Below are 20,419 nucleotides of genomic sequence, written 5' to 3' on the forward strand. Positions count from 1 at the left end.
GAGCATTTGCTGTCCCCTAGTTGGGTAGCTACTTGCCGATGGCGGCCTTGCTTTCACTGAGCCACTGCTCGGCTGCCTTCTCCGGGGTCAGCCGCTTGAACAGGACCTCGGTGTTGATGCGGGCCGTGATCTCGGAAACGGCAGTGGAGCCGGTAGGTCCGATGTACGTTGGGGCGAAGTCCATCTTGCCGATCTGGTCGATGTAGGCGGCCTCAACCTTGCCCTGGGGCGTCAGCAGGTCCTGGACGGCTGTGCGCATTCCCGCATTGCTGGGTACGCCTCGGTCGCTCTGGATGATCTTGGCCGCGGCCTCGTTGTTGACCAGGAAGCTCACCAGTTTGGCAGCGGCATCCGTGTGCTTGCTGCGGGCGGAAATGGTGTAGAACTGCGAGGACTGGAGCCAGATACCCGGGGTGGGCGTCTCGCCGGGGAGCTTGAGCAATTTCAGGTCGGCCCCCGATGCCTTGCTGAGCGCAGTGAGGGAGTTGCTCCAGGTGAGCATCATGCCGGCTTGCCCCATGCCCATGAGCGTCTGCTCCGTGCTGGCATTGAGCTTCTCGACCGTCTCGGAGGCGCTGGGGGCCGCACCTGACTCGCTGAGCTTCAACGAGAAGTCGAAGTAGTCCTGCACCGTGTCCTTGTCCAGGCCCAGCTGGCCGTCTTGGGTGTACAGGGACTTCCCCCGCTGGCGGGCGAAGGCATCCAGGGAGTCATGGGTTAGAACCGTCGCCGTACCGTAGGTCCCCTTGGGGCTCTTGGCCGTAATGTCCGCAGCCACCTTGGCGAAATCGTCCCAGGACCATTTGCTGTCATCCGGAAGGGCAACTCCTGCCGCCTGGAAGACAGCAGGGTTCACCACGATCGCCAGTGCGTTGGCCCCGGTGGAGACACCATATTGCTTCCCTTTCACCTGGCCGTTTTCCACAGCGCCCTGATCCAGCTTTGACAGATCCAGTGAGCCCTGCACCTTGGAGAGGTCCAGAAGTGCGCCGCGATTGGCATATTCAGCCGGGTAGGCACCTCCCATGGTGATGACATCCGGGGCATCGTTGGCTGCCACCTGGGTGGCCAGTTTGTCGAAGTAGCCACCGATGTCGCCGTACTCGGGCTTGACCTTGATGTTGGGATTGGCGGCTTCGAACTCCTTGATGGCTTTGTTGGTCAGCTCGGCACGGGAGGCGTTTCCCCACCATGAGAAACGGATTTCCACTGGCCCGTCTTCAGCTTGGTTGGAGGATGGACTGGAACATGCTGCGGTGAGTCCCAGCATGCCCACGGCAGTAAGGAACGCCAGGGATTTGCGAATTTTTCGGAGAGATTTACGCGTCATTGGGTAAGCTTCTTTCAGCCTTGAGAAAACGGTTCCTGAAACGTATCAAAAGGGTGTATATTCGTCAATGGTTCAGGCCATGAACTATTCATTCCGCGAGGAGTCCGCCATGCCCCAACGCTTGGAACATATCCAGATCCGGGACCCCTACGTCCTGACGCTCCCCGGCTCCAAGGAGTACTTGCTCTTTGGCAGCACTGACGAAAACATCTGGTCCGGTCCGGCCACGGGCTTCGACTGCTACAGGAGCAAAGACCTCGTGGCATGGGAGGGGCCGTTCCCCGCTTTCCGTCCCGCTCTCGGATTCTGGAGCAAGGAACAATACTGGGCGCCCGAAGTCCACCAGTACCGCGGCCGCTATTACATGTTCGCGACCTTCACCGCCCCCGGCCACTCCCGTGGAACCCAGATACTCTCTGCCGTGGAGCCCGAAGGCCCGTACGAGCCCTGGAGCGACGGCCCTGTCACTCCCTCCGGATGGGAGTGTCTTGACGGAACGCTGCACGTCGACCAGGACGGGGTGCCGTGGCTGGTGTTCTGCCACGAATGGAAGCAAATCGACGACGGCGCCATGGTCGCCCAACGGCTCAGTCCCGACCTCAGGAGCGCACAAGGCGAACCGCACGTCCTGTTCACGGCTTCCGAGGCCCCTTGGTCCCGCCCCTTGGACAGACCGTCCCACAGCGGCGCACCCCCGCACGTCACCGATGGCCCGTTCCTGCACAGGCTCACCAGCGGCAAGCTGATCATGCTCTGGTCCAGCTTCGGTGAGGAGGGCTACGCCATGGGTGTTGCCCGCAGCGAGTCGGGGACCGTGCTGGGCCCATGGGCCCAGGAACCCGCGGCGTTGTGGAGCAAGGACGGCGGACACGGCATGATCGCCCGTCACCTGGACGGCGGCCTGTTCCTTACCTTGCACCAGCCCAACAAAAGTCCTGACGAGCGCGCTGCGTTCTTCCCCCTGCGCGAGCTCGAGGACACAGTGGTACTCGAGCCCGCAGCCGGTTCCCGTGACAGGAAAGCCGGTGACAGGAAAGCCATCGACCGGGAAGCCCTTGTCCGCCGGCACAACGTGCACCAGCAGGCCTTGGACCCGCAAAGCCCGGTCTCTGTGGGCAACGGCGAATTTGCGTTCACCATGGACCTCACGGGCCTCCAGACATTTCCCGGCCTGTACCCCGTCGGGGCAAGGGGCGAACTCCCGCCCGGAACACTCCTTGGGACCCAAGCGCAGTGGGCCTGGCACTCAGTTCCGCCCGCCGGGCCCTACACACTGGCCGGTTCCACCGTCCTCTACGATTCACCCCGCGGACCCGTCCCCTACGTGGACATGGTTGGCGAGATCGTCAACGACCGAGAGACGGATACCTCCGCCGCCGAGACGTGGCTGAGAGCCAACCCGCATCGACTGGACCTCGGTCGGATCGGTTTCCGGCTGATCGAGGACGGTCAGGAACGCGCCCTGACACCGTCAGATGTCACGGCAACCGAACAGACCCTGGACCTCTGGACCGGCACGGTGACCAGCCGCTTCATGCTGGCGGGTCACCCCGTCAAGGTCACGACGGCGTGCCATCCCGACGTCGACAAGCTCGGCTTGCGTGTGGAGTCGCCTGCGTTGGGGCACGGGCTGCTGATCGGCATCGACTTTCCGTACGGTTCCGAAGCCTGGCATGACGCCGCCGACTGGACCAAGCCCGAGGCCCACTCCACGAAGCTGGACCTGCCCGCCCAAGCCCCCACCACGAACGCCACACAGTGGGTTGTGCACCGCGAACTGGATAACTCCCGGTATGACGTCGTGGTCACTGGGAACGGCCTGGACCTTGAGCAGGCGGGCGAGCACTCCGTGCGGATCAGCGCCAAGCGGGACGTCCTGGACCTCTCCATCGCATTTGTTTCAGCCGGCGACGGTGATTGCATCCCGCGTGGCAGCAAAGAAGGCCAAGCAACCACTGTGGCGAGCCAGCAGGCGAAGCCAGGGGCCGGCGTCGTGCGTTCTCCGGAACTGGAAGCCGGCAGCTGCGTCGCGGCAGCCTCGGCCGACTGGTGGCCGCGGTTCTGGTGCTCCGGCGGCTCGATTGAATTGAACTCGACCACCGATCCCCGGGCCAAGGAATTGGAACGACGGATTGTCCTGTCCCAATATCTGACGACGATCAACTGTTCGGGATCGCTGCCGCCGCAGGAGACGGGGCTCGTGTGCAATTCGTGGCGTGGCCGCTTCCACCTGGAGATGCACTGGTGGCACGCGGCCCATTTCGCGCACTGGAACCGGGTGGAGCTCCTGCTGCCGTCCCTGCGGTGGTATTCAACGGTTTTGGATGCAGCGAGGCAGACCGCCAAGCAGCAGGGTTTTGACGGTGTCCGCTGGCCCAAACAGGTTGGACCGGATGGTCGGGAGAGCCCCAGCACCATCGGCACTTTCCTCATCTGGCAACAACCGCATCCCATCTACCTGGCCGAGCTGGTGTACCGGGCCCATCCCACGCGGGAGGTGCTGGAGGAGTTCGCGGAGATCGTGTTCGAATCGGCGGCTTTCATGGCCAGTTTCGCCCATCCCACGCCGAGGGGGTTCGAGTTGGGGCCGCCCCTGATTCCGGCGCAGGAGAGTTATGGTGCGATCAGGTCGACGGTCACCAACCCCACATTTGAGCTGGCGTATTGGCAATGGGGGCTCCAAACAGCGACCGCCTGGCGGGAACGGCTGGGACTGGAGCCTGTGCCTGCATGGTCGGAGGTGGCCGACGGCATGGTCCGTCCGCGGGTGGTGGACGGCGTGTATGCCGCCATGGATGTGGAGCCCTTCACCATCCGCACGGACCACCCGTCCATGCTGTGCGCACTGGGGGTCCTCCCGCAGACCGCGGTGATCGACCCGGACGTCATGCGCGCTACGTTGAAGGACGTCCTGGCGGACTGGGACTGGGGCAGCACCTGGGGTTGGGATTACACCGTCATGGCCATGACCGCCGCACGCCTGGGCGATCCCGAGGCCGCTGTGGACGCGCTCCTGCTGGACGCCGGCAAGAACACAGTGCTTCCCAACGGCCACAACCGCCAAACCGACTCTCTGCCGTTGTACTTGCCCGGAAATGGTGGTCTGCTGGCCGCGGCGGCCCTGATGGCGGCGGGCTGGGACAACGGACCGGATCGTCACGCCCCGGGTTTCCCGCCGGACTGGACTGTGAGGTGGGAAGGACTGGTGCAATCCCCCTAGTTGCTCTTGTTAACGGGGGCGGGGGCCTACTGCGGCTCCCACGAGAGCGCCAAGACCAATGCCCACAAGGATCCCCAGGAAGGGAGAGTTGAAGATCAACTGCCCGACAATCAGCCCCACGGCAGCACCCAGCAGGCAGGAAATCCACAGCTGATTGTTCATTCGGCCTCCAATCGCTGGTCAGGTACGCGGCACTACGCGACGCGAACCGAGGACCTTCTTCCGTGGATTCTCCCCCGACTCCGTATCCGCCTCACGAACAGCCGACCACGATGCCGAAACCAGGTACACCTGGCTCACCAGGTTGAACCAGATCAGCAGGCCAATGATGATGGCGAACGACGCCAAAACGGGGTTGTTGCCGGAACGGGCAAGAAGTTCAGTACTGAAAAACTGCAGAACGGTGGTTCCTACACCTGCCAGCACTACTCCTTCGAGGAACGCGCGCCGGGTTAAAGAGAGGCCACCGGCGACGCGGAACAGTACTGCCGCCGTCGCGCAGTTCAGCAACAGCGGAACCACAATTTTCACGACCGCGGCAATCGGGGCGGCGACATTCTCATCAAGACGCAGCAGCTGGAAGAACCAATCCGCCGCTGTTCCAAAAATCAGGGAGGCACCGGCACTGACCACCAGGATCACGCCGAGGAGCAGCAGGGTGCCGGCATCGATAAGCTTCTGGAGGATGGCATTACGCACCAAGGGGCCCTCGTTCATGACGCCTCGCAAGCCTTCCCTGACGCTCGCGATCCAGCCGAGGGAGGTGAAGATGGTGACGGCGGCAGCGATGACCGCGGTCCAGCCCAGGCCCGAGGGATTGAGCAGCGACTGGGGATCCACCAGGCCCTCGCCGCCGTTGACCTGCAGCAAGCCCGGCGCCGCGGAGGCCACGCTTCGGATAACCGCGTCCTCCAGTACCGGGTTACCGCCCAAGACAATGCCGGCGATGGCGAAGCCCGTGGTGAGAAGACCTGTTACAGAGAAGAACATGTTGAAACCGATGCCGGCACTCAGGAGGGGCCCGTGTTGGCGCGTGTAGTGCTGGAACGAGCGCATGGCCCGGTTGGTGTTCAGTCGAGCCATGAAAAGCGCGAAGAAGGCACCGGCTTTCTTCAGCGGACCTTCCCCGGCGCGCTTGGCATGACCCCAGTCCTGCCGCTTCCGGAGCAGCTCAAGCTTGAGTTTCGCCAGTTCAGTTGGCAGTGGAGGAGCGCCTGCCTCCGCGGCCTGAATCCGCTTGCTGTTCTTCGTCAGTATCGCCGCCAAAGTCGAGCTCTTCCCGTAGCTGCCAAATTCCGTTGGTGTCGTGCTCGTAAAGTCCCATGCTAACCACAGGGAAGGTGGCTCGGTAATCTCTGAGGACCGTTTCGGCCTCATCAAGATTTTCCTGGGCGACGTCGTGCGCCACGGTCACGTGCGGATGGTAGGGAAAAGGAAGTGTCCGTTCGAGGGGGCCGCTCTGGAGTTTCTCGTGCAATTGCACGCATTCCTCAAAGCCTTCTTCGACGTTCACGAACACCACGGGCGAGACGGGCCGGAAGGATCCCGTGCCGGAGATCGTGATGTGGAAGGGCTCCTGGTTGCGGGCTACTTCCCTCACGTGTTCACGGGTAGCCGCCCAGTCCTGGGTGGGGGTGGTGGTGATCAACGTGATGTGGGCGGGAATGACATCAGCCATCGGGTCTCCGAAGGAAGCCCGCCATTCCTGAAGCTCGCGGGCTACCTCCGGCGGGAAGCCCAGGATCACTCCCACGCACATGGCGTCACCGGCGCCGCAATCAGCGCCGGTGACAGCGGGCTGGCGGGAGTCGTCAGGACCCACACCCTTGCGGGTGTCGGTCTTGACGTTGAGCTGGCCAGCGGCGCACATGGACTTAGAGGGCTCCCTGGTTCCCGAGGGCCCCGCGGTAGGGCAGGAAGCCAACCTTGGAGTAGACGTCAGCGAGGGTGGCAGAGGCGATTTCCCGTGCCTTGTCCGCACCGTGTGCCAGGAGCCGGTCCAGTTCCGCAGGGTCGGCCAGGAGTTCGTTGGCCCGCTCACGGATAGGCGCCAGGTGCCCGGAGACGAGCTCGGCCAGGTCCACCTTCAGGTGTCCGTACATCTTGCCCTGGTAGTCCGCCACAATCTTCTCCACCGGAGTACCACTGATGGCCGCGTAGATGGTCAGCAGGTTGGATACGCCTGGCTTGTTCTCACGGTCGTAGCGGATCTCGGTTTCGGTGTCCGTGACGGCTGACTTGATGCGCTTGGCCACGGTCTTGGGGTCGTCCAACAGGTTGATGAGACCGGCCGGTGATTCGGCGGACTTGGACATCTTGGCTGTGGGGTTCTGGAGGTCGTAGATCTTGGCCGATTCCTTCTGGATGAAGGCCTCAGGTACTTGGAACGTCTCCCCGAACCGGCTGTTGAAGCGGTTGGCCAGGTCCCGGCTCAGCTCCACATGCTGCCGCTGGTCCTCGCCCACCGGTACACCGTGGGGCTGGTACAGCAGAATGTCCGCGGCCTGCAGGATCGGATAGGTGAACAGGCCAACGCTGGCGTGGTCTGAACCCTGCTTCTGGGCCTTGTCCTTGAACTGCGTCATGCGGGCAGCCTCGCCCATGCCGGTGATGCAGTTCAGAACCCACGCCAATTGGGCGTGCTCCGGCACCTGGGACTGGACGAACAAGGTGCACTTTTCCACGTCAACGCCGCCGGCGATGTACTGAGCGGCGGTGACCCTGGTACGCCGGGCGAGCTCCGCGGGATCCTGCGGCACCGTGATGGCGTGGAGGTCCGGGATGAAGAAGACGGCGTCGTACTCGTCCTGCATACGGACCCAGTTGACCAGGGCGCCGAGGTAGTTGCCGAGGTGCAGCGAGTCAGCAGAGGGCTGCATGCCGGAGAGCACCCTGTGCTTGGCGCCTACGGCCAGCTTGGTGGACGTGCCGGCAGACGTGGCGGTTTCAGTGGTGGAGCTTGTCATGGAGGAATACCTTAGGGAACTTGGAGCCGGTAGTCGACTACCAGCGGTGCGTGGTCGGAAAAGCGGGTGTCCCACGAAGGCGCCCGGTCAACCACAGCGGAGAAAGCAGCTGCCGCGAGGTCCGGGGTGGCCAGGTGGTAGTCGATGCGCCAGCCAGTGTCAGTGTCAAAGGCCTTACCGCGCTGGGACCACCAGGTGTAGGGGCCGGCGACATTTCCTGCCAGGCCCCTGTGGACATCCCTCCATCCGATTTCTTCGCCGAGGAAGCGGTCAAAATAAGCCCGCTCCTCCGGGAGGAAGCCGGCACGCTTGACGTTGCCCTTCCAGTTCTTGATATCGAGTTCCGTGTGCCCGACATTGAGGTCGCCAACCACCAAAGCGTGGTCGCTGTGTTTGGCGAGCTCAGGAAGCCGGGTGATCATGGCATCGAGGAAGCGGAACTTGTCATCCTGCTTCGGGGTGCCGACTTCGCCGGAGTGCACGTAGGCGCTGACAACGGACAGCGTGGAGGACTCCCCCGCCGCGTTCTTGACGTTGAAGTCGGCTTCAACCCAGCGTCCTGAGGTATCGAAGTAGGAGTCGCCAATGCCCACGCGGGTTGCCGTGGGTTCCTCACGGGAAGCAATGGCCACGCCTGCGCGGCCCTTTGCTTCAGCTTCTGTGTGGAGGATGTGCCAGCCTTCGCCGATCAGCTTCCTGACGATGTCGTCAGGTGCGCGGACTTCCTGCAGGCAAAGAATGTCGACCTCGCGCGGCTCCAGCCATTCCGCCATGCCGTTTTTGTAGGCAGCCCTGAGGCCATTGACGTTGACTGATGCGATGCGAAGGAAGTCCTTCTTCAATGCCGTACTCACCCGCTCTACTCTAGTCGATGATGGTGCCGGCCACCGGCTCGTCCGAGCCGCCGGAAGACTTGATCATGTCCCTGGCATTGGTGGCCGTAATGGCGATGGTTTCCAGGGCGCGGTTGATGGTGTCCTGGTTCGCGGCGGCACCCTTGGCGCGTTCCTCGTCGACTACCCGGACCTGGACCTGAACGATCTTGAAAGAGTGGTCAAGCTTGAGGTCCCGGACCTCGTCCGCCTGGCTGCGCTCGGCGACCACACGGGTGCCGCCGTTGTCAGCAACGTTCGACGACGGCGCGCGGCCGGCTGCTGCGTTGAACGCATTGTGCGCTTCAGTCAGCTTTGCTCCTGCCCGCTGGGCTGCCCTGCGGATACTCAGGACCACGAAGGTGGCCAAAGCCAGCCAACCGAAGGCCACCACAGCCACGACCCAACCGACGACGTCGTTCTGGTTGGCCGCAAAGATAACGGCTACCAGGAAGGCGATGATGACGACCGTCATCCCCAAGCCACCGATACGGAAGCCCTTGAACATGCCTTTGCCGGCGGCGGACGTGGACGGGTGCGGGTCACCGAGAGATTGCATGAACCCATTCTCTCAAACGCACAAAGGTGCCCCGGACGCTTCCACGGACGGCGAACACGCGGGTTTTTGTATACCTGATGCGCCTAAAAGGCCCATAAGCGCGTTGGCTGTACAAAAACTCCATCACTTGAGGAAGAGTCGGCGCAGCCTTCCTGTGGTGAGCATGATTCCCAGTGCGATCATCACCAGGTAATAGCCCACGTGGATGGCGGTGGCAGGGGTGAAGACACCCACACTGATCTGCCGCAGAAGCTCCACTCCGTGCCACAGGGGCATGGCCTGGATTAACCACTGGATCGGCTGCGGGTAGACACTCAGCGGATAGAACGTGGCGCTGAACAGGAACATGGGCAGGAGGAAGAAGTTGATCCAGTCCATCTGCTGGAAGGTCTTCATGAAGCTGGTGATGCCCATGCCAAAGCTGGCGAAGCCGAAAGCGATCAACACCGACGCTGGAATCACCAGGATGGCCCACCAACTGGTGAGCAGCCCCATCACACCCATGACCGCCGTGAACCCCGTGGCATAGAGAAGACCGCGCAGCAACGCCAGGAAAATTTCCCCGATGGCAACGTCCAACGGGCCAAGGGAGGTGTAGAGCATCCCCTGATACAGCTTGGCAAAGTTCATCTTGAAGAAGACGTTCCACGTGGAGTCGTAGATGGCACCGTTCATCGCCGAAACCGCCAGGAGTGCAGGGGCGATGTAGGCGGCATAGCTGATCTCCGCACCTCCCGGCCCTTGCACGGTACCCACGATCGAGCCCATACCCACCCCCATGGCCAGCAGGAAGAGCACGGGCTCGAAAAACCCGGACACCAGCACCAGCCAAGTGCTGGATTTCGCGGCCATCAGGCCACGCCCCACCACGGCCCGGGCGTTGCGGGAGTACAGGGAACCGAACTTGCGCTCCCTGGCAACATCGGTGGCGCTGTGCCCGCCCGTCAGGACGCTCATGAACCCATCCTTTTCACGAATTGGCGGCGGACCAGAACCCAGCCCACCACGGCCGACGCCAGCAGGAACACCGCATGGGTAATGGTCAGCAACGGGTTCTCGTCCATCCCGTAGGTGAACACCCGGCCCAGCTCCGTCCCGTGCCAGACCGGGGAGATCCAGCCGATCCAGCGCACGGCAATCGGCAAGGTGTCCAAGGGGAAGAACGTCCCGGAGAAAAGGAACAAGGGCATCACGATGAACCGCTGAACCAACGCGAACTGCCCCTTGTCCTGGGTGATGCCCGCCGCATAGGCCATAAGTGGCAACCCGAAGGAAAGTGCCGCAACAGTCGCGACGATCGCAGAGACCCAACCCCACGGACCCGGCGATGCACCGAACATGGCAACTACCGCGAAGTAGACCACCGACTGCAGCAGGAACCTCAGCGTGCTGGCCATGATGTGTCCGCTGGCGATCTGCTGCGGTGTCAACGGCGAGGCATGCGGCCCGTAAAACACGCGGCGCCACTTGAATCCATCCATGACAGGATAGGAAAACTCTCCCGACGCCGTCATCACGGCAGCGGAGACCAGCAACGCCGGCGCCACGAACTCCAGGTAACTCACCCCGCCGAAGGCCGACACACTGTTGGCGTCCACCAAACTGGCCAGGCCAACTCCCATGGCGAACAGATACGCCACAGGCTGCCCAACGCTGTACAGGATCACGGACCAGCCGTAATTGCGCATGACCCTCAGGACCTGCTCGGCGTAGAAGAAGGAACCCCAACGGCGCGCCCGGGCAGCCGAAACCTCAGGTGGGTGGGCCCGCAAAGGGGGCACCGCCGTCGTGCTTGGTTTGTCAGTCAACGGTCCCCCTAGTCAACGAGGCTCCTGCCCGTCAGCCGGAGGAACACGTCCTCGAGTGAGGAGCGCCGCACCAGCGATGTCAGCGGCCTCAGTCCGCGGGCGGTGACCTGTTCCAGCGCTGCCTCGCCATCGTGTGCGTAGATCAGCACGCGGTCAGGCAGCGTCTCGAGCCGCTCGCCGATGGCTTGAAGTTCGACGCCGATTGTCGCGTTCCGCTCGGAACCGAACCTGAGCTCGAGTACTTCGCGCGACGAATGCTCGCGGATCAATGCCGCCGGCGAGCCTTCGGCCATGATCCGGCCCTTGTCCACCACGATGAGCCGGTCGCACAGCTGCTCGGCCTCGTCCATGTAGTGCGTAGTGAGGATGAGCGTGACCCCGCTTTCCTTGAGCCTGAACAGCCGGTCCCAGAGAATGTGGCGCGCCTGCGGGTCCAGGCCGGTGGTGGGCTCGTCCAGGAGCAGGACGCGGGGTTCATTGATGAGCGAACGGGCGATGGTGAGCCGTCGCTTCATGCCGCCGGAGAGCGCATCAACCTTTGAGTTGGCTTTGTCCGTGAGCTGGGCGAATTCCAGGAGCTCATCGGCCTTGGGCCGCAGGTAGCTCAGGGGCAGCCCGAAGTACCGGCCGTAGACAATGAGGTTTTCCCGGACCTTGAGCTCTTCGTCCAGGTTGTCCTGCTGGGGAACCACTCCCAGGTGCGCGCGGACCTCGGGGCCATGCGTCTCGGGGTCCAGCCCCATGATGTTCAGCGAGCCGGACGTGCGTTGGGAGACGCCGCCGATCATTTTCATGGTGGTCGATTTCCCGGCGCCGTTGGGCCCCAGCAGGCCGAAAGACTCCCCTGCCGGCACGTCGAAGGAGATGTTGTCGACAGCGGTGAGCTCACCGTAGGTCTTGGTGAGGTTGTGTGCGCTGATGACTGTGGGTGGGTTCATGTCGAAGCTGGCTTGTGGTGATTCCGGCGAGGCAGAGCGGATTGCTTCATTGTGCACCCTCAGCAGACTAGTAGCGCCAAGGAAGATGTGAAAGATCTATTCCGCAAATTTATTGAATATAGTCGCCCCGCGAGCGCCGCGTGTTCCGGAAAAGATGGGCTGAACCGCGTCACGAACCTGCCTTTCGGCAGACCGTCCATATGTGGAGCAAATCGCCTCCGCGGCAATCTCAACGTATGGCTAGGAGAACCCCCATGGGACTTTTCGATGATCTGCAGGGCAAAGCAAAGGACCTCATCGAGGGCAACGAAGAGGCCATTCAGGATGGCATCGAAAAGGCCGGCGACATCTTCGATGAAAAGACCGACGGCAAGTTCGCCGACCAGGTTGATCTCGTTCAGGGTGCTGCGTCGGACTATGTAGCAAAGGTCAAGGGAGATGCCGGCGAGGCTTCGGACCAGTAGCCGTTCAGAACATCCCCGTCTCCTTACCCAGCATGTGAAAGGCCCAGCATGGTCAGCCGTAATACCCGCACCGCTCCGCGTCCCACCGTTCCTGATAGCAGCCCGACCTTGACTTCCAGGCTGGGAGCCGAAGCCGTTGGTACTTTCATCCTGGTCTTTGGTGGCGTGGGGACCGCACTGTTCGCAGCGAACTTCCCGGATCCAGCCAACACCTTGGGCGTGGGGCTTCTCGGCGTATCACTGGCGTTCGGTCTGACCGTCGTTGCAGGCGCTTACGCGTTCGGCCACGTCTCGGGTGGGCACTTCAACCCGGCCGTCACTATCGGACTGGCAGTTGCCGGGCGGTTTCCCGCCAAGGACATCGCGGCGTACATCGTGGCCCAGGTTGTGGGCGGTGCGGTGGCTTCCAGCGTCCTGGCCGCCATCGCTGCCGGCGGCCCCAACGGCTTCTTCACTTCCGCCCGGGCCAGTGGCTTCGCCTCCAATGGTTTCGGTGATCACTCCCCCGGAGGCTTTGGCCTCGTCCCGGCCTTGGTGATCGAGTTCGTGCTGACCGCGGTCTTCGTCCTGGTCATCCTCGGCGTTACGGACCGGCGGGCAACGCCAGGGTTCGCCGCCCTTGCCATTGGTCTCAGCCTCACGCTGATCCACCTGGTCAGCATTCCGGTGACAAACACTTCGGTAAACCCGGCGCGTTCCATCGCGACGGCCCTCTACGGCGAGGGCTGGGCGTTCGGCCAACTCTGGGTGTTCATTGTTGCCCCGATCGCCGGTGCCATTGCAGCAGCAGCGCTCTACCGCGGCGTGTTTGCAGCCACAACGGATTGATTCCGGACCGTCAGGACGTGACGGCTTAAAAGTGCAGGGCGCCTGCTCCATGGGGAGCAGGCGCCCTGCACTGTTGTGGAATCTCAGGCGATGCCGGCCTGGCGCTCGGCGCTCTCCACGACGTTGGCAAGCAGCATCGCGCGGGTCATCGGACCCACGCCACCCGGGTTCGGGGACAACCAGGCGGCGACGTCGGCAGCAGCCGGGTCCACATCTCCGGTGACCACAGCCTTGCCGTTGCCGTCGTCCACGCGGCTGACACCGACGTCGAGCACGATGGCACCCGGCTTGAGGTCCTCAGCCTTGATCATGTGCGGCACGCCGGCAGCAGCGATCACGACGTCGGCCTGCTTCAGTTCCGCGGGCAGGTCCACGGTTCCGGTGTGGGCCAGGATCACGGTGGCGTTGACTTCCTTGCGGGTCAGCAGCAGGCCGATCGGGCGGCCGATGGTGACGCCTCGGCCGACCACCAGGACACGCTTGCCCTTGAGTTCAATGTTGTGGCGGCGAAGCAGCTCCACACAGCCCTTGGGGGTGCAGGGCAGCGGGGACTTCATCTCGCCGTTCACGTTGGCCACCAGGCGGCCAAGGTTCATGGGGTGCAGGCCGTCGGCGTCCTTGTCCGGGTCCATGGCTTCAAGGATGACGTCCTGGTCGATGTGCTTGGGCAGCGGAAGCTGGACGATGTAGCCCGTGCATTCAGGGTTTTCGTTGAGCTCCTGGACAACCTTGAGCAGTTCTTCCTGGGTGATGTCCTCAGGCAGCTCGCGACGGATGGACTGGATGCCGACCTCGGCGCAGTCCTTGTGCTTGCCGCCGACGTACCAGGTGCTGCCGGGGTCCGAACCCACCAGGATGGTACCCAGGCCCGGGACGATGCCTTTGCCGGCCAGGATGGAAACGCGTTCGGTCAGTTCTGCCTTGATGGCTGCGGCGGTGGCCTTGCCGTCAAGGATCTGTGCGGTGGACTGTGTCATTCCAGCTGCTCTTTCTGGTGGGTGAACTGTGGGAGGCTCATGCCAACGGGATCCGCCGCCTCAGGTGTGGCGGCGGATCCCGTCGGCTCCGGTTCAATGCCCGGGTAGTGCTGTTTCGGCCTTGGGAAGGCCGTTTACCACTGCTCGTGCTGCGGGTACAGCGGGAAGTCGGCGGCCAGCTTGTCGACGCGGGCCTGGAGGCTTTCGACGTCGGCGGCGGAGCCGGACTTCAGTGCGGTGGCGATGATCTCGGCAACCTCGGTGAACTCCGTGGCACCGAACCCGCGGGTAGCCAGGGCCGGCGTACCGATGCGCAGGCCCGAGGTGACCATCGGCGGGCGGGGGTCGAACGGAACAGCGTTGCGGTTCACGGTGATTCCCACGGAGTGCAGGAGGTCTTCGGCCTGCTGGCCGTCCAGCTGCGAGTTGCGCAGGTCAACCAGGACCAGGTGGACGTCGGTGCCACCGGTGAGGACCGAGACGCCGGCGTCTGCGACGTCGGACTGGTTCAGGCGGTCGGCGATGATCTTGGCACCCTCAAGGACGCGCTCCTGGCGCTCCTTGAACTCTTCGCCGCCGGCGATCTTGAAGGCAACAGCCTTGGCCGCGATGACGTGCATGAGCGGGCCGCCCTGCTGGCCCGGGAAGACGTTGGAGTTGATCTTCTTGCCGTACTGCTCCTTCGCCAGGATGACGCCGGAACGCGGGCCTGCGAGGGTCTTGTGCACGGTGGAGGTGACGACGTCGGAGTGCGGCACCGGGCTCGGGTGCAGGCCTGCTGCCACCAGACCGGCGAAGTGGGCCATGTCCGTCCAGAGCAGGGCGCCAACCTCGTCCGCGATGGAGCGGAAGGCAGCGAAGTCGAGGTGGCGGGGGTACGCGGACCAGCCGGCGATGATGACCTGCGGCTTCTCGGCGATGGCCTGCTCGCGGAGCTTGTCCATGTCGATGCGGAAGTTGTCTTCTTCCACCTGGTAGGCAGCTACGTTGTAGAGCTTGCCGGAGAAGTTCAGCTTCATGCCGTGGGTCAGGTGCCCACCGTGTGCCAGGGACAGGCCAAGGATCTTGTCGCCCGGGGTGATCATGGCGGACAGTGCTGCGGCATTTGCCTGGGCACCGGAGTGCGGCTGGACGTTGGCGTACTCGGCGCCGAACAGTGCCTTGACGCGGTCGATGGCAAGCTGCTCAGCGACGTCGACGTATTCACAGCCGCCGTAGTAGCGCTTGCCCGGGTAACCCTCGGCGTACTTGTTGGTCAGGACAGAGCCCTGGGCTTCCATCACGGCACGGGGGGCGAAGTTTTCAGAGGCAATCATTTCCAGGGTGCCGCGCTGGCGGCCAAGCTCCTGATCAAGGACTGCTGCGATCTCGGGGTCGAGTTCGGCGAGCGACTGGTTGCTGACAGACGCTGAAGTAGTGGTGTTAGTCACGGAGATCTCCTGGCTAGGCAACGGGTGGTGCTACAGGTCAGGCTACCGGCAGCAGCATTCCCGCGTCCCGTTGATGACGGGAGGCATCGGTCACGTGCGTGCGACGGTAAGACATGACCCTCGGCCCAGGCGTACGATCCGTGGTCTTCGTGATTGCCGCTCCCTGGTGGTAGTCCACCCAACGCCAGTTGCGACCCGTTAACAGTACAACAAGGCAGCACCGGTAGGCTTGTTCGTGTGACTGACTCCACCGCTTTTGTTGTGACCCTTTCCTGCCCTGACCGTCCCGGCATCGTCCACGCTGTTGCCGGCGCCCTCCTTGGTGCGGGGTGCAACATCGCCGATTCGCAACAATACGGAAGCCCCACTACAGGCAACTTCTTCATGCGCGTGGAGGCAACGACGTCGAGCACCCAGGCGGAACTGACGGCGGCCCTGCAGCCTGTCGCCGAAACCTTCGGCATGACGTGGCAGATCAACCCCGTCGGCGAAAAGGTGCGCACCATCATTCTGTGTTCCAAGGATGCCCACTGCCTGAATGACCTGTTGTTCCAGCAGCGGGCCGGAACCCTGCCGATCGAGGTTCCGGCCATTGTGTCCAACCACCGCGACCTTGAGCCCTTGGCCGAGTTCTACGGCATCCCGTTCCACCACATCCCCGTCACTGCCGACACCAAGCCGCAGGCCGAGGCCGAGCTCCTGAAACTCATTGACGAGCACGACGTTGAGCTCACCGTCCTGGCCCGCTACATGCAGGTCCTCTCCAACGAACTCTGCACGGAGCTGAACGGCAAGGCCATCAACATCCACCACTCGTTCCTCCCCTCCTTCAAGGGGGCCAAGCCGTACCACCAGGCGCACGCCCGCGGCGTAAAGATCATTGGCGCCACGGCACACTATGTGACCGCGGATCTGGACGAGGGTCCGATCATCGAGCAGGAAGTCATCCGGGTGGACCACGCCCGCACGGCAGCGCAGTTCGTCCAAATGGGCCGCGATGTCGAGGGCCGCACCCTGGCACAGGCTGTCCAGTGGCACGCCGAACACCGGGTGCTCCTGGATGGCACCCGCACCGTGGTGTTCAACTAACTAACCCCTGCACCCAACCAGGGGACAGCAAACGCTCCACTGACCCCTCATAGCGACGTTTGCTGTCCCCTGGTTGGGAATATGCTGGGGCACATGGCTCCCTCTTACACGTTCGCCGGGGACACCCCGGCCATCCATGAAACCGCCTTCGTGGCGCCTACGGCATCGATCATCGGAAAAGCCACGCTGGCCCAGGACTCCAGCGCCTTTTACGGCGTCTCCGTCCGGGCCGACACCGCGGCCATCAAGGTTGGCGCGGGATCCAATCTCCAGGACAACGTTGTCCTGCACGCAGATCCCGGCTTCCCCTGCACCCTTGGTGATCGCGTCTCTGTGGGGCACAGCGCAGTAGTCCATGGTTGCACTGTGGAGGACGACTGCCTGATCGGCATGAGTGCCACCATTCTCAACGGGGCAGTGATCGGGACGGGTTCGCTCATCGCGGCCGGCGCCGTGGTCCTGGAGGGCACGGTCATCCCGCCGCGATCACTTGTAGCCGGTGTACCGGCGAAGGTCCGGCGTGAGCTCACGGACCAGGAATTCGAGGGCGTGAAGCACAACGCCGCCCACTACAAGGAACTGGCCGCCGCGCACCGGGACATGCACGCCTCTTAACGCCGAATGCGAGGCCCGCTCCTCGCACTATCCAAGGGATTTAGTGCGCAAAGCGGGCCTCGCAAGGCTGGAGGGTATTAGTCCAAGCTGATCGGGCCGAGCTCGTCCAGCAGGTCACCCGGACCGGGGTTCCCGGCAGCGGAGGATCCACCCAGGTGGTTCACGACGCCCCAGACGGCGTTCAGGCCCGTGGTCACGGCGCCTTCTGCCCATCCTGCCGTGAAGGACACGTCGTCGCCGGCCAGGAAGATGCCGCGCTGGTCCTGGGGCAGCTTGTCCTGCTTGAAGTGCGTGAACAGGCGCTGCTGGTAACGGTAGTGCCCGGGCAGGTTCGCCTTGAAAGCACCCATGAAGTTCGGATCGGCTTCCCAGGACACCGTAATGGGCTGGCCCACAATGTGGCTGGCAATATCCACGCCCGGGTAAATCTGCTCCAGCGAGTGCAGCATCAGCTTCACACGCTCCTCCGCGGTGAGCGCGAGCCACTTCAGGGCATCGTCGTTCCAGGTGTAGGACAGGAGGATGACAGCGGGCTTGTCCGGGCCGTCGTCGAGCAGGTACGTTGCCCGGTTGAGGCGGTCGGTGAGGGTCATGGACAACACTTCGCGGCCGGTCTCCGGGTCGATGTCCTTCCAGAACGGGCGGTCAACCATCACGAAGGTCTTGGACGACTGCATGTAGTGCGAGCGTTCAATGGCGGTCCACATCTCAGCCGGGAAGAGCGCTTCTTCAGTGTGGATGCGGGTGGACAGCAGCCAAGACTGGCAGGTGGTCACCACGGCCTGGTAGCTGGCTTCGCGCCCCCAGTTCTCCCGTACCACGAGGTCGCCGTTGTCAGCACGGCGTATGTTGTCCACTGCCCCGCGCGGCGAACCTGAGTGCAACGACGCCAGTGAGGTGCCTTCCGGCCAGTGCTTAATGCCCGACGGCGCGTGGTTCCACAGTGCCTCAGGGAGCCTTTGCGCTCCACCGACGATGGAGCGATGCTGGTCGTCGGCGTCGGTGTACACGACGCGCAGGATCTCGAGGATGGAGTTGGGGAAGTCCGTGTCCCAGCCACCCGTGCCGAAACCTACCTGACCGAAAGCCTCGCGGTGGGCGAACCCGGCTTCCTTGAAGGACTTGCTGGCGGCGATGAAGCCATAGAAGGTCTGCTCGTCCAGCTCGGGAAGGAGCGCGTTCCACAGTTCCTTGATGCGCTTGGTGTCGCGGGCTTTGATGGCTTCCTGCATCTGCGCGAAGGCGGCACCGTCGTTGATTGCGGCTTTCCAGGCGTCGGCGACCTCGCGGAAGAACTCTGGCAGTTCATCCGCGGTGGTGGCGTAGTGCTTCTTGCCCGCCAGTTCGATTACGGTGCTGGACGTTGCCGGCGCCATGGGGTTGGGGAAATCGTTGGTGTCCAGGCCCAGCAGGTCCACGTAGTGGTAGAAAGCCTTTCCGGACACCGGGAAGCGCATGCCGCCGAGATCGGCCACGACGCCGGGAGCAGAAGGGAAACTGGCGGTGCGGAGGCGGCCGCCGATCTGGTCGGCCTCGTAGATCACCGGCTTGAGGCCGAGCTTCATGAGTTCGTAGGCAGTCACGAGTCCGGAGAGCCCGGCACCGATGACGGCCACCTCGGTTCCGTACTTTTCTTCCGGTACTGCCCCGAGTCCGGCCGGGTTGGCCAGGTAGTGGTCGTAGCTGAAGGGGAAGTCCGGGTTCAGCATGGTGATCGGAGCCCCGGCGCCGCGGTCACCTGCCTCGGCGGCGGCGTCTGCGAGTGGGAGTTCGGTAGCGATGGTCATGGCTTTGCTGCTTTCACAGGTTCCGGGCCCATGGCCCTGGTTGTCAGTTCACGGTAGTCCTGCTCGCTGAGCGCGGCTACCTTGGAGTTCCGGCGTCCATAGCCGAAGTAGATGGCGATGCCCACCACCATCCAGACACCGAAGGTGATCCAGGTGTCGGCACCAAGGTTGAGCATCAGGTAGGCACACATGAGGGCGCCCAGGATCGGCGTGATCGGATACAGCGGGACGCGGAAGCTGCGCTCAAGGTCCGGGCGGTTCCGCCGAAGATAGATCACCGCGATGTTTACCAACGCGAAGGCAAAGAGGGTGCCGATGCTCGTGGCGTCCGCGAGCGCACCCAGCGGGACCAAGCCGGCGGTGAGGGCGACGGCGGTACCAATGATGAGCGTTCCGGCCACCGGGGTGCCGGTTCGGTGGGAGACGCGGCCGAAGATTTTGGGCACCATGCCATCGCGGGACATGGACATCACGATGCGGGTTTGCCCGTAGAGAACCGTCAAGACAATGCTGGCGATCGCCAGCACTGCGCCGACGGAAAAGACCAGGGCGATCCAGGGCTGGCCCGTGATCTCATGCAGGATCTGCACCAGGGCCGCTTCGGTACCGTCGAACCATCCCCAAGGACGGGCACCGATTGCCGCCACTGAGACCAGGACGTAGATGCTGGTGACGATCACCATGGAGAGCATGATGGCCCGGGGCAGGTCGCGCTTGGGGTTCTTGGCCTCTTCACCGGCGGTGGAGGCGGCGTCGAATCCGATGTAGGAGAAGAACACGCTTGAGGCGGCGGCCGAAACACCGGCGGCCCCCATGGGCAGGAGAGGCTCGAAGTTGCCTGCGTTGAACGCCGTGAAGGCCACTGCGCAGAAGAAGACCAGGATGCCAACCTTGATGATGACGATCGCGGTATTGATCCATGCGCTCTCACGGGCTCCCCGGACCAGGAGGATCATGGCGAAGACCACGATCACCACAGCAGGTACGTTGACCAGGCCCCCGTCACCCGGCGGCTGTGACAACGCGTCGGGAAGGAATTGCCCGAACGCAGCCAGGGTCTCGTTGACGTATTGTCCGGCCCCGACAGCAACGGCTGCTACGGAGACCGCGTATTCGAGGACGAGGCACCATCCACAGATCCACGCCATTCCTTCGCCCATGGTGGCGTAGGAGTAGGAGTAACTGGAGCCGGCTACGGGGACAAGCCCGGCCATTTCGGCGTAGGAGACAGCGGACAGGAGCGCCGCCAGCCCGGCAATGACAAAGGAGATCCAGATCGCCGGACCCGCCAGTGGAACGGATTCGCCGAGGATGACGAGGATGCCGGTGCCCAGGGTGGCGCCGACGCTGATCATGGTCAGTTGCAGCACGCCGAAGCTGCGGACCAGCGGCGTGCCGCCTTCGCCGCTGCCGGACTCGCTGACCATTTGCCCAATGGGCTTACGACGCAACAGCTGGGCTCCCAGGCCCAGCTTGGCAGCACTCACCGCCGCGGTGTTTTCGGTGTTCACAGGCACAGTCACCCTTGACGTCCCT

General features: G+C 63.4%; 19 protein-coding genes, 1 pseudogene and 1 riboswitch. Of the genes and pseudogenes, 6 read left to right on the forward strand and 14 right to left on the reverse strand.

Annotated features, from left to right (window positions below; genetic code table 11):
* Nucleotides 1-28 precede the first annotated feature (28 nt).
* Nucleotides 29-1,330 carry an ABC transporter substrate-binding protein gene (locus FDP28_RS15070; RefSeq protein WP_144662359.1) on the reverse strand — a complete coding sequence of 434 codons (1,302 nt, stop codon included), beginning with the start codon at nt 1,328-1,330 and terminating at the stop codon, nt 29-31.
* A 109-nt stretch (nt 1,331-1,439) separates the two neighbouring features.
* On the opposite strand from FDP28_RS15070, the pseudogene FDP28_RS20980 reads away from it, so the two are divergent.
* Together FDP28_RS20980 and FDP28_RS15075 are read left to right on the forward strand one after the other, a co-directional pair.
* A pseudogene (locus tag FDP28_RS20980) lies at nt 1,440-2,249 on the forward strand (glycoside hydrolase family 43 protein); the annotation flags it as partial.
* 120 nt (nt 2,250-2,369) lie between these two features.
* Nucleotides 2,370-4,550 (forward strand): hypothetical protein, encoded by a 2,181-nt coding sequence (locus FDP28_RS15075; protein WP_222120650.1) that lies wholly within the window; start codon nt 2,370-2,372, stop codon nt 4,548-4,550.
* Between the two features lie 9 nt (nt 4,551-4,559).
* On the opposite strand, the gene FDP28_RS15080 is transcribed toward FDP28_RS15075, so the two are convergent.
* From FDP28_RS15080 to FDP28_RS15120, 9 genes are all read right to left on the reverse strand, one after another.
* On the reverse strand, nt 4,560-4,712 hold the full coding sequence (locus tag FDP28_RS15080) for a DUF1269 domain-containing protein (protein ID WP_144662361.1): 153 nt from the start codon (nt 4,710-4,712) through the stop codon (nt 4,560-4,562).
* 18 nt (nt 4,713-4,730) lie between these two features.
* Nucleotides 4,731-5,816: a YihY/virulence factor BrkB family protein gene (locus tag FDP28_RS15085; RefSeq protein ID WP_144662362.1), complete on the reverse strand. Its 1,086-nt coding sequence runs from the start codon at nt 5,814-5,816 to the stop codon at nt 4,731-4,733.
* A complete protein-coding gene (locus FDP28_RS15090) occupies nt 5,743-6,420 on the reverse strand; it encodes a 2'-5' RNA ligase family protein (protein ID WP_144662363.1) in 678 nt (225 codons plus the stop codon). The genes FDP28_RS15085 and FDP28_RS15090 overlap by 74 nt, the downstream gene beginning before the upstream one ends.
* Before the next feature lie 4 nt (nt 6,421-6,424).
* Nucleotides 6,425-7,516 (reverse strand): tryptophan--tRNA ligase, encoded by a 1,092-nt coding sequence (gene trpS, locus FDP28_RS15095; protein ID WP_144662364.1) that lies wholly within the window; start codon nt 7,514-7,516, stop codon nt 6,425-6,427.
* 11 nt (nt 7,517-7,527) lie between these two features.
* Nucleotides 7,528-8,370 (reverse strand): exodeoxyribonuclease III, encoded by an 843-nt coding sequence (locus tag FDP28_RS15100; RefSeq protein WP_144662365.1) that lies wholly within the window; start codon nt 8,368-8,370, stop codon nt 7,528-7,530.
* 10 nt (nt 8,371-8,380) lie between these two features.
* Nucleotides 8,381-8,947: a hypothetical protein gene (locus FDP28_RS15105; RefSeq protein WP_144662366.1), complete on the reverse strand. Its 567-nt coding sequence runs from the start codon at nt 8,945-8,947 to the stop codon at nt 8,381-8,383.
* Nucleotides 8,948-9,070: 123 nt separating this feature from the next.
* Complete coding sequence (locus tag FDP28_RS15110) at nt 9,071-9,904, reverse strand: ABC transporter permease (RefSeq protein ID WP_144662367.1); 834 nt, start codon at nt 9,902-9,904, stop codon at nt 9,071-9,073.
* On the reverse strand, nt 9,901-10,755 hold the full coding sequence (locus FDP28_RS15115) for an ABC transporter permease (protein WP_144662368.1): 855 nt from the start codon (nt 10,753-10,755) through the stop codon (nt 9,901-9,903). Before FDP28_RS15115 ends, FDP28_RS15110 begins: the two co-directional genes overlap by 4 nt.
* Before the next feature lie 8 nt (nt 10,756-10,763).
* Nucleotides 10,764-11,693: an ABC transporter ATP-binding protein gene (locus FDP28_RS15120; protein ID WP_144662486.1), complete on the reverse strand. Its 930-nt coding sequence runs from the start codon at nt 11,691-11,693 to the stop codon at nt 10,764-10,766.
* Between the two features lie 254 nt (nt 11,694-11,947).
* On the opposite strand from FDP28_RS15120, the gene FDP28_RS15125 reads away from it, so the two are divergent.
* Nucleotides 11,948-12,157: an antitoxin gene (locus FDP28_RS15125; protein WP_144662369.1), complete on the forward strand. Its 210-nt coding sequence runs from the start codon at nt 11,948-11,950 to the stop codon at nt 12,155-12,157.
* 48 nt (nt 12,158-12,205) lie between these two features.
* Nucleotides 12,206-12,985, forward strand: a complete 780-nt coding sequence (aqpZ, locus tag FDP28_RS15130) for an aquaporin Z (protein ID WP_144662370.1) — start codon at nt 12,206-12,208, stop codon at nt 12,983-12,985.
* 83 nt (nt 12,986-13,068) lie between these two features.
* Here the strand turns inward: aqpZ and FDP28_RS15135 are convergent, their stop codons facing one another.
* Both FDP28_RS15135 and glyA read right to left on the reverse strand, forming a co-directional pair.
* Nucleotides 13,069-13,962: a bifunctional methylenetetrahydrofolate dehydrogenase/methenyltetrahydrofolate cyclohydrolase gene (locus FDP28_RS15135; protein ID WP_144662371.1), complete on the reverse strand. Its 894-nt coding sequence runs from the start codon at nt 13,960-13,962 to the stop codon at nt 13,069-13,071.
* 134 nt (nt 13,963-14,096) lie between these two features.
* Entirely contained in the window at nt 14,097-15,392 is a 1,296-nt protein-coding gene (gene glyA, locus FDP28_RS15140; RefSeq protein WP_144662372.1) for a serine hydroxymethyltransferase, read from the reverse strand.
* Between the two features lie 116 nt (nt 15,393-15,508).
* Nucleotides 15,509-15,594: riboswitch (ZMP/ZTP riboswitch) on the reverse strand.
* Between the two features lie 35 nt (nt 15,595-15,629).
* On the opposite strand from glyA, the gene purU reads away from it, so the two are divergent.
* Nucleotides 15,630-16,481 (forward strand): formyltetrahydrofolate deformylase, encoded by an 852-nt coding sequence (gene purU / locus FDP28_RS15145; protein WP_144662373.1) that lies wholly within the window; start codon nt 15,630-15,632, stop codon nt 16,479-16,481.
* A gap of 93 nt (nt 16,482-16,574) precedes the next feature.
* Complete coding sequence (locus tag FDP28_RS15150; protein ID WP_144662374.1) at nt 16,575-17,096, forward strand: gamma carbonic anhydrase family protein; 522 nt, start codon at nt 16,575-16,577, stop codon at nt 17,094-17,096.
* A 77-nt stretch (nt 17,097-17,173) separates the two neighbouring features.
* On the opposite strand, the gene FDP28_RS15155 is transcribed toward FDP28_RS15150, so the two are convergent.
* Nucleotides 17,174-18,883, reverse strand: a complete 1,710-nt coding sequence (locus FDP28_RS15155) for a flavin monoamine oxidase family protein (protein ID WP_186313646.1) — start codon at nt 18,881-18,883, stop codon at nt 17,174-17,176.
* Complete coding sequence (locus tag FDP28_RS15160) at nt 18,880-20,394, reverse strand: amino acid permease (RefSeq protein WP_144662375.1); 1,515 nt, start codon at nt 20,392-20,394, stop codon at nt 18,880-18,882. Before FDP28_RS15160 ends, FDP28_RS15155 begins: the two co-directional genes overlap by 4 nt.
* Nucleotides 20,395-20,419: the final 25 nt, after the last annotated feature.

This window comes from Paenarthrobacter nicotinovorans, assembly GCF_007670255.1.
GTDB lineage: Bacteria > Actinomycetota > Actinomycetes > Actinomycetales > Micrococcaceae > Arthrobacter > Arthrobacter nicotinovorans_B.

Excerpts from the sequence above, each read along its gene's own strand:
- FDP28_RS15110 (WP_144662367.1), bottom strand. The coding sequence starts at position 9,904 with ATGAGCGTCCTGACGGGCGGGCACAGCGCCACCGATGTTGCCAGGGAG.
- FDP28_RS15090 (WP_144662363.1), bottom strand. The coding sequence starts at position 6,420 with ATGTGCGCCGCTGGCCAGCTCAACGTCAAGACCGACACCCGCAAGGGT.
- aqpZ (WP_144662370.1), top strand. The coding sequence starts at position 12,206 with ATGGTCAGCCGTAATACCCGCACCGCTCCGCGTCCCACCGTTCCTGAT.
- FDP28_RS15105 (WP_144662366.1), bottom strand. The coding sequence starts at position 8,947 with ATGCAATCTCTCGGTGACCCGCACCCGTCCACGTCCGCCGCCGGCAAA.
- trpS (WP_144662364.1), bottom strand. The coding sequence starts at position 7,516 with ATGACAAGCTCCACCACTGAAACCGCCACGTCTGCCGGCACGTCCACC.
- FDP28_RS15150 (WP_144662374.1), top strand. The coding sequence starts at position 16,575 with ATGGCTCCCTCTTACACGTTCGCCGGGGACACCCCGGCCATCCATGAA.
- FDP28_RS15125 (WP_144662369.1), top strand. The coding sequence starts at position 11,948 with ATGGGACTTTTCGATGATCTGCAGGGCAAAGCAAAGGACCTCATCGAG.
- FDP28_RS15080 (WP_144662361.1), bottom strand. The coding sequence starts at position 4,712 with ATGAACAATCAGCTGTGGATTTCCTGCCTGCTGGGTGCTGCCGTGGGG.
- FDP28_RS15120 (WP_144662486.1), bottom strand. The coding sequence starts at position 11,693 with ATGAACCCACCCACAGTCATCAGCGCACACAACCTCACCAAGACCTAC.
- FDP28_RS15135 (WP_144662371.1), bottom strand. The coding sequence starts at position 13,962 with ATGACACAGTCCACCGCACAGATCCTTGACGGCAAGGCCACCGCCGCA.
- FDP28_RS15070 (WP_144662359.1), bottom strand. The coding sequence starts at position 1,330 with ATGACGCGTAAATCTCTCCGAAAAATTCGCAAATCCCTGGCGTTCCTT.
- FDP28_RS15155 (WP_186313646.1), bottom strand. The coding sequence starts at position 18,883 with ATGACCATCGCTACCGAACTCCCACTCGCAGACGCCGCCGCCGAGGCA.